Here is a 12,333-nt window from a genome sequence, read left to right as displayed (position 1 = left end):
CGCGCGCGTGCAGGCCCTCACCCTGCCAGGTGACCGGGAATGCCGACCCGACAACGACCTGGGCTGGCGCCGAGACAGTAACCTCGGCATCGACCACCTCGACCGGGGCACGGGCGAGCACGCGGTCCCCCGCGTCCAATTGCAGACGCACTTCGTATAGGCCGGGCTCGGCAGGTGCTCGAAGCTCGGCTTCGCTCCGACCTTGCATGCGATCGTAATCGGCATAGGTGCCGTCCGCCGAACCGGCGGGAACAATAGTCACGTAGTCGCGCGCGTGCAGGCCCTCACCCTGCCAGGTGACCGGGAATGCCGACCCGACAACGACCTGGGCTGGCGCCGAGACAGTAACCTCGGCATCAACAACTTCGACCGGGGTGCGGGCGAGCACGCGGTCACCCGCGTCCAGTTGCAGACGCACTTCGTAGAGGCCGGGCTCGGCAGGTGCACGAAGCTCGCCTTCGGTACGGTTCTCTAGCCGGTCATAATCCGCATAGGCTCCGTCTTCGGCGTCGGCGGGGACAATTGTCACATAATCACGTGGAGCCAGACCCTCACCTTCCCAGCTCACCGTAAACGCGGAGCCAACCAGGGTTTGTGCAGGGCCAAAGACCTGGGCGGTGGGCTGTTGCGACGTGATGGGCGGGAAAATGGCGTGGACATTGCGCGCGCTGTCCAACGCCAAACTGGCCTCGGTCTGCGAGAAGTCGTCCTGCGCCGTCGAATGGACCGTCACGATATAGTCGCCGAACGGAAGATCCGTGGTGAAAGGGTTCGCGGTGCCGGTCTGCACCCTGTTGAACGAAGTATCCGATATCTCCCAGATCACCTCGTCGGACAGAAGTGGCAGCTCCAGTGGCGCTACTGGCCGCTCCCAGACGGTGTCGTCGCCGATCTCCTCGCCTCCGAGATTTGCGGTGAAGGTGAAACTCCCTGAGGCCGGCGCGGCAGTGACCTCGCGCAAGGCTTCGTTGAGTTCCTGGGCATTGTCGGCAGTCAGGAAGCGGCCGCCGGTTTCCTCGGCGATGCATTGCATCTGCAACAGGGCATCGGCTTCGCCCCGCACGTCGAAGCCGATGACATGGGCGGTAAAATCTACGCCCGCTTCTTCCAATGCGCGGGCGGCGGCGCAAGGATCAGGATTGCAGGTCTCGATCCCATCGGAAACCAGGATCACCGTCGCCGCCTGTTCGGTGTGGCGCAACGCCTGAGCCGCGGTGATGACGGCATCGGTCATCGGAGTCATGCCCCGCGGGTTCAACCCTTCAACGATGCCGATGATCTCTGCCGCGGTGCCGGGCGCGGGGTCGACCAGGGTCTCGATATCCGCGCATTGCCCACGCTCGCGATGGCCATAGGTGACGAAACCGAGGTTCTGATTGGTGGGGAAATCCGACACGATTTCGCCGACGACATCGCGCGCGATGGTGATCTTGTTCACCCCGTCGATCTGCCCCCACATCGACCCCGAGGCATCCAAAACGAGAATCGTACTGGGCTGTTCCTGGGCAAGCGCCGCCGGCGCAAGGGCGGATGTCAGGGCGATGAGCCCGGCAGTCATAAAAAATCTCATGCGGCTACTCCATCGCACGTTGTCCCGAAGCGGGCGCCGGCACGCCGGAGCACAAGAGGCATTGTTCGGCCCAGCAGTCCGAGAGCTTGTCCGGTATTGAAATCCCACATGGCGCCGGTTCCTCCTGTCGTGATCAGCTTGAAGGTTGAGAGGTTGGGGTAGTCTGTTCGTCCCCGAAATGGCGTCGCAGCCAGCCGTTGATGTCATTGGCGATCTGCGGAGGGCCATCGCCCGATACGCCCCAACGTGACAACGGAACCCGTGTTGCCGGGCGGGTGTTGCGAAAAACCAGAACCACCTTCGAGGTGCTGCGATCCTCTCGCGAGGCATGGCTGCGGTCCAGTTCGGCACTGTCGAGCGCCTCCAGCGGATAGTCCCGCTGACGCGCACCGAGGCGTGATGTCCGGATGATGCTGACCAGCCCTGACCCTGCGTCAAGCCTGAGCCGTGTGCGCTCGGACAGAGCGACATATCCCGCGAGAAAGGCCCCGTTCAGCCCGACCAGCAGCACCAGCGCGGTCAGGATTTCTCCCCCGATCAGATTGGCCAGCCCGATCAGGGTGATCGGCAGGACAGGCAGCATGACGAACCACAGGATAAAGCGCGGTATCGCCAGTTCCAGTTCCAGTCGTTCGGGCGTATTCGTCTCAATACTCATGACGGGTTTCCCTTTCCCTGGCGGGAAAGCCAGCCATTGACGACGCCCGTCAGATGCGCCACCTCTTCGGGATCCGGGCGGAACATGGGCACTATGATCTCGCGCCGCTCTGGTCCCGATCCGCAAATCAGCACCAGCCGAGTCTCATCGTTTCCTGCCGCCGTGCCATAGTGCGCGATGCTTTCCAGCTTGTGCAGGTCCGAGAGTGCGAATGTCTCTTCACGCCGCCCGCGCAATGTGGTCACACGCAGCCGGACAAGACCGGCATGCCTGTCCAGGCTCAGTTGAGTCAGCTGCACCAACTCGTGCATGTAGAGCCAACCGATCAGGCCCACCACGGCAAGCACGATGATCCCCGTTCCGGTCGCACCATCCCCGATGGCTGCCAGGCCCGCCGCGATCGCCACCAATATCACCGCCGCAGGAATCACCGCCCGCCGGACCGGACGATTCTCGATCTCCAGCACGCTGTCGGAGATTTGCGTCACGCGCAGCGGATCAGCCAGAAACTCGGCCAGTGTCATGGGCCTGCACCCAACGACGTGTCGATCCGCCCCTCGACGTCGCGACAGTCGTCCGGGGCATCCCGGCGGCATAGGGTTGCCGCAAAGCTGGCCTGGATGCGGCCTTCATCCTCAAGATCCAGCAGGTCGATCGACATCTGCGGCGGCTCTTCCTCGCTTTCCCAGACCGCGCCCGCCATCGCCCCGCGATCGGGCCGCATGTCGATGGTCAGACCGGCGGGCGGCGTATCTCCGGAAGGCTTGCCGTGAAAGATCAGGCCGATAGAAATGCTGCCATCACCAAGTGCATGCAGTTCGATCATGGTCAGCGGGCCGATATCGGTGATCTGCACCATCGCCGAGCCATCATCCTGACGCATCACCTGCCAGTTCAGTTCTTCACCGTCCAGGTTTGCCCCGATCTCGCCGATGGCGTCCAATGCACCAGCGGGGGTTGCGATTCCGAGGGCCAGGACAAGCGGGACAAGCACCTTCATTGTCATTCCTATCGGCTGATCAGCTGTTCGCGGACGCCCCGCGCCGAATTGCGTTTTGTTCCCATCGCCTCATTGGCCGAGAAGAAACTGATGATCCCGTCCGAGCGCCGCGCACCGGTGCCGAATTGCCATTCGAATTGCGGTGCCGAGGCAATCTGGCAATCCTGAACCACCGCCCATTCCCAAGGCTCCGCGCCGGGCTCGGAACCCGTTGAAGTCAACATATAAAACTGCGGGTCCATTGGCTCGCCACGCACAAAGTCAAAGCGCAGCGGCTTGTTGCCACCTCGAACCGGCACCAGTTCGGTCTGAATGCCGTCCGAACCCAGATACAATCGGTTGCGGTTCCGATCATAAATGATCTCGAAGGTGCTCTCCTGAACGCCTATTGCCACACTCGTTCCGATGGCGGCTTCGGTCCACGTTCCCGCGATCAGCGGACCAATCTGTCGCAGGTCAAAATTACCGGCGCGATGGACGTCCGCGTGGCAGACCGGGTTGGACGGTTCACCGGCCAGTGCTGAGGTTGCCGTAGCGATCAGCAGCAGGGCCGCAGTTCGGGCAAAGGCGGGTCCAGCCATCTCAGTCAAGCTCTTCAAGCCGGGTGTCGAAGCTGAAGGTGACAGGCCGGGTTTCGGATGAGGGGCCACCGCTGACTTGCCCGTTGTTGCATCCGGGGGATGTCGGGATGAGAGCGCAACGAGTTTCGTTTGCGGGGCGAAGGCTGACTTGCCCGGTGAGCGTACCCTTCAAGACGACGATCCCGTCGCCCGGCGTGAATTCCTCCAGGGTCAGTGTCAGGCTGTCCTGATCGCCGGTCCAATTCCGTCCCATGTCGCGCGCAAAGGTGATCGTCAGCGCCATTTCGCCGGGCGCGGGCAATTCGCCATTGATCGTCAGTTCCAGATTGACCGGCCCCTGATCGCCCTCCATCTGTGAGGCAAGCAAGGAGGCATCGGCATAGTTGCCGATGATCGTCGCGCCGGACAATTCGGGGGCAACAGTCAGCTCCAGCGGCTGATCGCCAAAACTGCCGGTAACCAGCCCTCCAGGCTCGTCGGCCAGCGCCGGCAGCGCCAGAAGACAGGCCAGAACAGGTATGCCCGCTCTTCGCATGGTCGAGAAGATGGTCAAGCGTAGATCCTCCTGCTGTTTGATTCCGAGTTTAGTTCTGCTCAAGACTGGCCGCCCCGTTCGTTTGAACGGGGAACATGTAGTCTCCTGTGATAGAGTTCAGTCCGGAACCTGGTTTTCATTTTGGGTTGTGGTGATGAGCTTGCGGTATCACATCGTTCAGACCGCGTTGATGACGGCACTTGTGTTCATGGCCGTACCAGCGGCTGCCGAGGACGTCCTGCTGACCCTGACCGGCGCGGTCACGGACGGCAGAGTGGAGATGACGCGCGCGGATTTCGATACGATGGACTGGCATGAGTTTTCGACATCGACCAGCGTCACAGATGGCAGGCCGGAGTTCCGCGGTGTGCTGATGCGAGACGTCCTCGCCCATGCCGGAGCCGAGGGAAGTAGTGTGCGCGCGACAGCGTTGAACGACTATGTCGTCGATATACCTGTCGAGGATTTTCACCGGTTTGATGTTCTAGCCGCGCTTTACATGGATGACGTGCCTCTGACCCCGCGTGACAAGGGTCCAGTCTGGATCGTCTATCCGCGCGACAATCACGGCGTTCTGGCCGATATACGGTATGACATGCGATGGGTCTGGCAGCTTGTCGCGCTGCATGTGCAATGACCGGCACAGGCGGGCGGGCCCGCTATCTGTGGCTTGGTGGGCTGGTGGCGATCTGCCTGGGCCTGTTGGCGCTGGCTGCGTGGCAGCTTGTGGTGCTGGAACGCCAGATGCGCATTGCCGCAACCGAGAACATGATCTGGGTCTTTGGCCAGACGCAGATCGAGGCCTTGAACCTTGCGCTGGCGCTCTCGGATGAGGCAGCGCCACAACAGATCCAGACCCGTTTTGATATATTGGTTTCGCGGCTGACGCTGTTGGAAGATGGGCCGCAACGTCGCTTTCTCGAGAATGCGGGAGTGTCCGAAACACTTGCACGCTGGCGCAGTGGGCTTCTGGCGCTTGACCCCGCGCAAGGTGCCGATCCGGCCGCGCTGCGGGCACATGTCACGGCGCTGGTCGCTGCACTAAGGACCAAGGCGAGTCTGGTGATGTCCCATGAATGGCAGAGTCAGGCCACGCGCCTGGACAGCCTGAGGCACCTGCATTTGCTTGCGCTGATGTCAGTGCTGGGGGCTGCTGTAGCGGGATTGGGGCTGGTGGCAATCCTGATCGATCGTGAGAGGCGGCTGATGAGCGGACAGCTGGACCACCTGCGGGCTGAGAAGCTCGCCAGCGATCTGGAACGCGAACGCGAAACCTCCGAGAACCACCGCCGGTTCGCCGACCTGATTGCCCATCAGTTCCGCACGCCGCTAGCCGTAATCGACAGCGCGATGCACCGCCTGACGCGGCGCAGCGGCGGCCCGGTTCCACCAGAACTGATCTCGGAAAAGGCGGCGGTGTCCCGTGAGGCGGTCGCGCGGCTCGTGAAGTTGACAGATACCGCATTGATGATGTCCCGGCTGGAACGCGATGCGGTTCTTCCTAGCCTGCGCGCCCATGACCTAAACGATCTTGTATCTTCAGTCATTGATGACCTGATGGCGACGGCGTGGGACCGCGACCCGGCCCGTATTCGGCAGTCGGTGCAAACAGAACCAACTGTCGCGCTGTGCGATCCGATGCTGACCGCCGAAATCCTGTCCAACCTCCTGCGCAATGCGCTCTTGTATTCTCCGCCCGATTGCCGCGTCGATGTGAGTGTTTTTCAGTCGCGGGACTGCATCGTCTGTCGGATCGAGGACAGAGGGAGGGGTATGTCGCCCGAAGAGATTGAGTGTGCTTTTGACAGGTTCTACCGAGGCAGCGGGCACGAGACTTTGCCCGGCTCCGGATTGGGGCTGACGCTTGCGCGCGATCTGGCGCGAATACAGGGAGGAGACGTGACCTTGACGCAGCGTGACGGGGGAGGCCTGACAGCCGCGCTTTACCTGCCGAAGGATGACGTCGCATGACCGCGCCACTGATCCTGTGTGTCGAGGATGAACCATCCCTGCGCGACGACATCGCCTTCGAACTGCACGAGGCCGGTTACATCGTGAGCGCCGCCGGAGATGCGCGCGAGGCGCTGGCCTGTCTGGAAAGGCAGCGCCCCGATCTGATCCTCTGTGACATCCTGATGCCCGGCATGGACGGCAAGAGGTTCATGTCCCATTTGCGCCGGACGAGACCCGATCTTGATGACGTGCCCTTTGTCTTTCTGACTGCCCTGTCCTCGCGCCAGCAGGTAATCGATGGGCGCATGGCGGGGGCCGACGATTATGTGACCAAGCCCATTGATTACGACCTGCTTCGTGCCACCGTTGAAGCGCGCCTGAACCGGATGCAAAGGTTGCGCGCAATGCCGGGAGATCGATCTGGCCTGGCCGCCCTCGACCGCCTGGTTCTTGGCGTGGTGCTGCTCGATGCCAATGGCGGCGTGGTCCATGCCAATCCTCTGGCCCAAAGCTTGTCGGGCGCGGCCGGAATCTCGCTGAGTGGGCGTTTTGCCGCCAGCGGCGAAAATGGCCGGAAGCTGTCCGCGTTGATCGCAGGGTTGGCCCCGGGTAAAGGGATGGCGCCGACGGGGTTGCGCTTGGACGATGGGTGCCAGCTCATGATTATCGGGATGTCGCTGCCAGCGCACTCGCACCATGATGAGGCGGTCGCCATGCTGATACTGAGCGGCACAGACAGCAAACCTCCTATGGACACTGCGACGCTTGGCCAGTTGTTCGGCCTGACGCCGATGGAAGCCCAGGTCGCGTATTTGTTGGCAGAAGGGCTGCGCCGCAGCCAGATTGCAGACCGGTTGGCGATCTCGGGCACGACCGTCGCATTCCATCTGCGAAACATCTTCTCCAAGACCGGCGTGCAAAGGCAGGCGGAACTGGTGGCGTTGATTCTGTCAGTACCACTGGCGCAGCCGGTGACCTGAGTGAAGCGGCGCATTGAATATCTGACATAGCGATCAAGACCGTTCCGCAACGAACACGAAGGACTTGTAGTCAGTATGTTCTCATATGTTCTCGTCGCTTCATTCGAACGCTTCAAACCCGACGATGGCTACAATGATAGCCGGTGAGTTGCCGGAAGCTGCGCCGGAGACACCGGTGGATGTCTGGATGTGGACCTTCTTTAAGTCCATCCGCACGGTCCGTGATATATCCTTCGATGCTGCTGCCAAATTGATGCGTGTGGATTGCCGGGAAGGCGAGGTCGGCTGGCAGGACCTGACCCGCACCCTGCTGCTCTACGGCCCGCCCGGCACCGGCAAATCGTGGATCGCCCGCGCGATGGGCAACAGCGCGGGGTTCAGCGTGGTGACCGGCACCTTCGGGCAGTGGCAGGCAGCGGGACATCTCGGCGACATGCTGCGTGAGATGCGCAGGACGTTCAGCCAGGCACGCGCGCAGGCACCGACCGTGCTGATCATCGACGAGATCGACGCCGTCGGCTCGCGTGAAGATCGCGATCGGGATCGCCACAATCACAGCTACAGGGTCCAGGTGATCAACGCGTTTTTGGCCGAGATGGACGCCGTCGCGCGGGAGGAGGGCGTGATCGTCATCGGCACCTGCAATCATCCGGACCTGATCGACCCCGCTGTGTTGCGCGCAGGACGGTTCGACATGAAGGTCGCGTTGCCTTTGCCCGATGCCGATGGTTTGTTCAGCGTATTCCGGCACTGCCTGCCCGATTTGCGCGAGGTCGATCTGCGCGATCTTGCCGCGCGGGCTGTCGGCTGTTCTGCCGCCGATATCGATGCCGCGATCCGGCAAACGCGGGCAATCGCACGGGGACAAAAGCGTGACATGACGCTGGACGATCTGCGCCAAGTCTTCATCCTCGACCACGACCCGGCCATCGACCGCCGCGTCGCCCTCCATGAATGTGGCCACGCCATTATCTGCGCCGCCCTGAACCTCGGCCCGGTCCGCCGCATTTTCCTGAACCGCGACGGCGGCGGCGGCACGGTGTTCACCGCCAGAGAGAAGCCCGGACTGCTCAGCGACCTGCAAGACCGGCTGACCCAGATCCTCGCCGGTCGTGCCGCAGAACGCCTCGTTATCGGGGATATTTCGGCTGGCGCAGGCGGCAGTGCGGACTCAGACCTGGCCCAGGCGACGATGATCGCCACATCGATCCAGACACGATATGGACTCGGTGCCCAGGGCCCGGTCTGGACCGCAGATCCCGAGACCTTGATCGCGCTGGACCCCGACGTGCTGTTTCGTGTCCGCCGCGAGCTTGAGGCTGCCGAGAAGCGCGCTGTCCAGATTCTCAGCGTCCACCGCAACCTGCTCGAAGAGATGGCCGAGGCGCTGATGGCATCGCGCGACATGGACCGCACCGAGGCCCAGGACTGGCTCGCGCGGGTGCGCCATACCGCGCCGGACGACGATCATAACGCGCGCCCCGCGCCGCAACCGGAGTAGAGACTGAAGGGGTGACGCCCAACCGGCGATCACGCGTCACCCTGTCACACCACGCCCGCACAAATAATAGAGACAAAAAACAAAAGAGCGGCAACGCCGCCAAACAAGCCCTCAAAACCAAAAACCGTGCTCCCTGCGGCGGGCCCTGCCCGCCGCCCCCTCCATTCCCCAGCGGAATAATAAGGAGAGAGCAAAAGACCGAGAACAAAAAACAAAAGATCAAAAAAACGCTTCGGGCATTTCGGCGCCGCAGTGCGTCCAATTCAAAGAAGAGAAAGATCAGGCGCAAAAGAACAACGTGATATGGCGCGGCACAATCAAATCCTCCGCCCGTGATGTCCTGACCCCTCTCCCCCCGGATATTCTCCCAGATGAGGAAACCAGCCATGCACCACCACCCCGCCCCCGCGGCATGGATCCCTCCGGTGATCCGCTTCATCGAAGCCAACCTGCCTGTCCTTGATCGCAAGGGCGAGGAATGGACCATATGTTCACCACCGCCTTTCAGTTCGGCTGCGAGACACTATTCGCCCTCGACAGGCGGAGGAGACTGGGCGCGGGGCCCGGCCGTCGGCCCACCCTCGCCTGCCGGATATTCTCCCCAGATGGGACGATATCTGCGTCACCGTTCTCAGCCTCGCCCATCAACGCGGGCAATTATCATACCGGCTGCCGGACGGGTGCGAATCCCCCGAGGCTGCCGCGTGGTGGGGCCGGCGCGCGGGCGAGGTCCTGCCGCAGCCGAACATCACGGCCGCGCATGGGCTTGGCCCGGCCTGGGCCACCACGCAGGTGCTTTCGGTCCTCTGCGCGCTTGGTCTGGTCGGATCCGGTCAATGGGCCGCAGCCGCGGAACCGGTGCTCTGGCGCGAGGAGCCGCCGGAATGGGGTCTCGACATCGCCGCCGATCCGCGCTTCCGGCAGGCGCTGGACCGGGCCATCATCGAGATGCCCGCAAACATCCGCCACGAACTGGACCGGCTGGTCACGATCACCGAGGCGGACGTGACCGAGGGACTGATCCGGCGCGAGGCCCATCAGGAGGGGCTGCGCGCGGAATACGGCGCCAGCCGGGTGATCGGCCTGCCGCTCACCCGGGAATCGGTAAAACAGGGCCTGATCTTCATCAGGATCCATGATCTGGATTGGCTATTCTTTTCGAACTGGCGGTGGCCGGACGGCTGGCTCCCCCCGTCAGAACGGAAACGGACGATGGAGATCTTCCACGACAGCCTCGCCATCCGCATGCGCAGGGCAGTCGTCAGGCGGCTATACCCGGACCGGCCGGAGTTTTCCGGATGAAGCATCGGGGCGATCTGGAAGCTGGATCATACGCCCTGCCCCGTAAAATCCGGATAATTCGCGCCCGATGTTCCGCTTCGCCCCAGCTCTCGCCCCGCCCGGCGATCAGGAGGCGGTCGTCGCGCGCTCCCAATGAGCCGCAGTCGTCCCTCGTCACCCCTCTTGAGGGTGAGATTTGCGTATTTTCAGGTGGTTATCCACATTCACGAGACACGAGAACCCAGTTTTCAGCTTAGAGAGCCGTTCCCATGCCCTATGATCATTCCAACAGCAGCGGGACCACCCGCACACAGGATCATCATCAGCGAACGCCGATGGGCCATGTCCCACGGCGCAGGGAGCAGCTCGGCCCATGGCGCGAGACCGGAGAGATATTGCCAGGAAGGACGGCGCCGCACAGACGGCGGCCGCCGCTTCGGCCCCTTCGGCCGATAGCACCGACAAAGCCCTTGCCCAGAATCACGAACCGCCGCACCCTGACCTTGTTCGCCTCGTCCAGCTGCTGGCGCGCCACGTCGCCCTGGCCGACATTGCCGCGCAGAAGGCAGCGCATCGCCCGAAGGAGTAACGCATGATCCAATCCCCCGCACTGCGCGCCGCGATCTATGCACGCTATTCTTCGGACAATCAGCGCGAGGCCTCACTTGAAGACCAGATCCGCATCTGCCGACGCCTGATCGCGCAGAAGGACTGGACCATTGCCGAAGTCTATACCGATGCCGCCATCTCCGGCGCATCGGCTCTGCGCCCTGGTTACCAGAAGTTGCAGGACGACGCCCGGCGCCGCCGGATCGACGTCATCGTCGCCGAAAGCATCGACCGGATCAGCCGCGATCAGGAACATATCGCCGCCTTCTACAAACAGGTCAGTTTTCTCGGCATCCCCCTGATCACCGTGGCCGAGGGCGAGATTTCCGAACTGCATATCGGGCTGAAGGGCACGATGTCGGCGCTCTATCTGAAAGACCTCGCCCAAAAGACACATCGTGGCCTTGAAGGCCGTGTGCGCGACGGCAAGTCGGCCGGCGGCATCAGCTATGGCTATCGCGCCCGGCGCGAGTTGTGTGCCGATGGAACGCTCACCACCGGCGAACGGATGATCGACCCCGATCAGGCTGCGATCGTCACCCGCATCTTCACCGAATATGCCTCGGGACGTTCCGCCCGCGCCATCGCGGCGGCGCTGAACGACGAAGGCATCGCGTCGCCCGACAGCGGCAAGGGCGCGGGCACCTGGGGACCATCCACGATTTCCGGCAACTGGAAGCGCGGCACGGGGATCCTGAACAATGAGCTTTATATCGGCCGCCTCGTCTGGAACCGACAGCGTTTCGTGAAGGACCCGGCGACGCAGAAGCGTCAGGCCCGGCCGAACCCACCCGAGGACTGGATTATCGAAGAGGTGCCGGACCTGCGGATCATCCCCGATGACCTCTGGCATGCGACCAAGGAACGGCAAGGCGCGATCCGCGCCGATATGAACCCGGCGGGCGTCCAGTCTGCCCGGCCCCGGCCCGAACGCGCCCGCCGCCCGGACTACCTGTTCTCTGGCCTCGTCAAATGCGGCTGCTGCGGGGCGAGCTATACGCTGATCAACAAGACCCGTTACGGCTGCGCGGCGGCGCGCAACAAGGGCCACAGCATCTGCAGCAACCGTGCGACAATCCTGCGCGAAGAGGTCGAGGCCCGGGTGCTCGACGGGTTGCGCGAGAAGCTCCTGCACCCCGATCTGATCGCCGCCTTCGTCGAGGAATACCGCAAGGCGTTCAATGCCGCAGCGGGCGACCGCAGCAGCGACCGGGATAATGCCAGGCGCGACCTGAAGCAGATCCAGAAGAAGATCGCCGGCATCCTCGCCGCCATCGAGGACGGCATGTATCACCCGTCGATGAAGACGAAGATGGCGGATCTTGAAGCCCGGAAAGCGCAGCTCACGGCCTTCCTCGAAGATACCCCGGAGCCTCCGGCCCTGCGGCTGCATCCGCGCCTGTCGGATCTCTACCGCGAGAAGATCGCAAACCTTTCAGCAGCGCTTCAGGAACCGGGGATGAAGCTGGAAGCAACGCAGATCCTTCGGAGCCTGATCACCGAGATCCGGATGGTGCCCGAACCCGATGCGCCCGGCGGACACGAGATCGAACTGCTGGGCGAACTGGCCGGGATTCTGGCGCTTTCGGAGGCGGATACGACAAAGCCCCCGCGCTTGGCGAGGGCTGGTAAATCAGTCGAGTCGGAAACGATGGTTGCGGGGGC

At 62.8% G+C, this 12,333-nt stretch carries 13 protein-coding genes; 7 read left to right on the top strand and 6 right to left on the bottom strand.

What is annotated here, in order from left to right:
- The 6 genes from F3H32_RS17270 to F3H32_RS17245 form a co-directional block, all read right to left on the bottom strand.
- Positions 1–1,570: vWA domain-containing protein (locus tag F3H32_RS17270; protein ID WP_149766897.1), on the bottom strand; the 1,570-nt coding region annotated here is incomplete at its 3' end.
- Between the two features lie 133 nt (positions 1,571–1,703).
- Entirely contained in the window at positions 1,704–2,228 is a 525-nt protein-coding gene (locus F3H32_RS17265) for a hypothetical protein (protein WP_149766896.1), read from the bottom strand.
- Positions 2,225–2,752: a hypothetical protein gene (locus F3H32_RS17260; protein ID WP_149766895.1), complete on the bottom strand. Its 528-nt coding sequence runs from the start codon at positions 2,750–2,752 to the stop codon at positions 2,225–2,227. The genes F3H32_RS17265 and F3H32_RS17260 overlap by 4 nt, the downstream gene beginning before the upstream one ends.
- Entirely contained in the window at positions 2,749–3,228 is a 480-nt protein-coding gene (locus F3H32_RS17255) for a hypothetical protein (RefSeq protein ID WP_011749577.1), read from the bottom strand. Before F3H32_RS17255 ends, F3H32_RS17260 begins: the two co-directional genes overlap by 4 nt.
- Positions 3,229–3,236: 8 nt before the next feature.
- Positions 3,237–3,809 (bottom strand): hypothetical protein, encoded by a 573-nt coding sequence (locus F3H32_RS17250; protein ID WP_149766894.1) that lies wholly within the window; start codon positions 3,807–3,809, stop codon positions 3,237–3,239.
- A gap of 1 nt (position 3,810) precedes the next feature.
- Positions 3,811–4,362, bottom strand: coding sequence for a hypothetical protein (locus tag F3H32_RS17245; RefSeq protein WP_149766893.1), 552 nt, complete (start codon positions 4,360–4,362; stop codon positions 3,811–3,813).
- Between the two features lie 136 nt (positions 4,363–4,498).
- On the opposite strand from F3H32_RS17245, the gene F3H32_RS17240 reads away from it, so the two are divergent.
- The 7 genes from F3H32_RS17240 to F3H32_RS17210 form a co-directional block, all read left to right on the top strand.
- Entirely contained in the window at positions 4,499–4,981 is a 483-nt protein-coding gene (locus tag F3H32_RS17240) for a molybdopterin-dependent oxidoreductase (protein ID WP_083539298.1), read from the top strand.
- Entirely contained in the window at positions 4,978–6,315 is a 1,338-nt protein-coding gene (locus tag F3H32_RS17235) for a sensor histidine kinase (RefSeq protein WP_188128711.1), read from the top strand. Before F3H32_RS17240 ends, F3H32_RS17235 begins: the two co-directional genes overlap by 4 nt.
- Positions 6,312–7,277 carry a response regulator gene (locus tag F3H32_RS17230; protein ID WP_149766891.1) on the top strand — a complete coding sequence of 322 codons (966 nt, stop codon included), beginning with the start codon at positions 6,312–6,314 and terminating at the stop codon, positions 7,275–7,277. The genes F3H32_RS17235 and F3H32_RS17230 overlap by 4 nt, the downstream gene beginning before the upstream one ends.
- Before the next feature lie 85 nt (positions 7,278–7,362).
- Positions 7,363–8,778, top strand: a complete 1,416-nt coding sequence (locus tag F3H32_RS17225; protein WP_223191526.1) for an AAA family ATPase — start codon at positions 7,363–7,365, stop codon at positions 8,776–8,778.
- Between the two features lie 792 nt (positions 8,779–9,570).
- Positions 9,571–10,080, top strand: a complete 510-nt coding sequence (locus F3H32_RS18005; protein WP_223191525.1) for a hypothetical protein — start codon at positions 9,571–9,573, stop codon at positions 10,078–10,080.
- A gap of 352 nt (positions 10,081–10,432) precedes the next feature.
- On the top strand, positions 10,433–10,648 hold the full coding sequence (locus F3H32_RS17215; protein ID WP_085502599.1) for a hypothetical protein: 216 nt from the start codon (positions 10,433–10,435) through the stop codon (positions 10,646–10,648).
- Between the two features lie 3 nt (positions 10,649–10,651).
- A partial coding sequence (locus F3H32_RS17210) for a recombinase family protein (RefSeq protein ID WP_149766709.1) occupies positions 10,652–12,333 on the top strand: 1,682 nt, incomplete at its 3' end.

Origin of the sequence: Paracoccus thiocyanatus (assembly GCF_900156255.1) — a bacterium.
Classification (GTDB): Bacteria; Pseudomonadota; Alphaproteobacteria; order Rhodobacterales; family Rhodobacteraceae; genus Paracoccus; species Paracoccus thiocyanatus.
The sequence above is the reverse complement of the archived record's forward strand: the minus strand, read 5'-3'. Positions and strand labels throughout refer to the sequence as shown.

Coding starts and splice junctions, on each gene's coding strand:
- F3H32_RS17265 (WP_149766896.1), bottom strand. CDS start 2,228: ATGAGTATTGAGACGAATACGCCCGAACGACTGGAACTGGAACTGGCG.
- F3H32_RS17260 (WP_149766895.1), bottom strand. CDS start 2,752: ATGACACTGGCCGAGTTTCTGGCTGATCCGCTGCGCGTGACGCAAATC.
- F3H32_RS17255 (WP_011749577.1), bottom strand. CDS start 3,228: ATGAAGGTGCTTGTCCCGCTTGTCCTGGCCCTCGGAATCGCAACCCCC.
- F3H32_RS17250 (WP_149766894.1), bottom strand. CDS start 3,809: ATGGCTGGACCCGCCTTTGCCCGAACTGCGGCCCTGCTGCTGATCGCT.
- F3H32_RS17240 (WP_083539298.1), top strand. CDS start 4,499: ATGAGCTTGCGGTATCACATCGTTCAGACCGCGTTGATGACGGCACTT.
- F3H32_RS17235 (WP_188128711.1), top strand. CDS start 4,978: ATGACCGGCACAGGCGGGCGGGCCCGCTATCTGTGGCTTGGTGGGCTG.
- F3H32_RS17230 (WP_149766891.1), top strand. CDS start 6,312: ATGACCGCGCCACTGATCCTGTGTGTCGAGGATGAACCATCCCTGCGC.
- F3H32_RS17225 (WP_223191526.1), top strand. CDS start 7,363: ATGTTCTCGTCGCTTCATTCGAACGCTTCAAACCCGACGATGGCTACA.
- F3H32_RS17215 (WP_085502599.1), top strand. CDS start 10,433: ATGGCGCGAGACCGGAGAGATATTGCCAGGAAGGACGGCGCCGCACAG.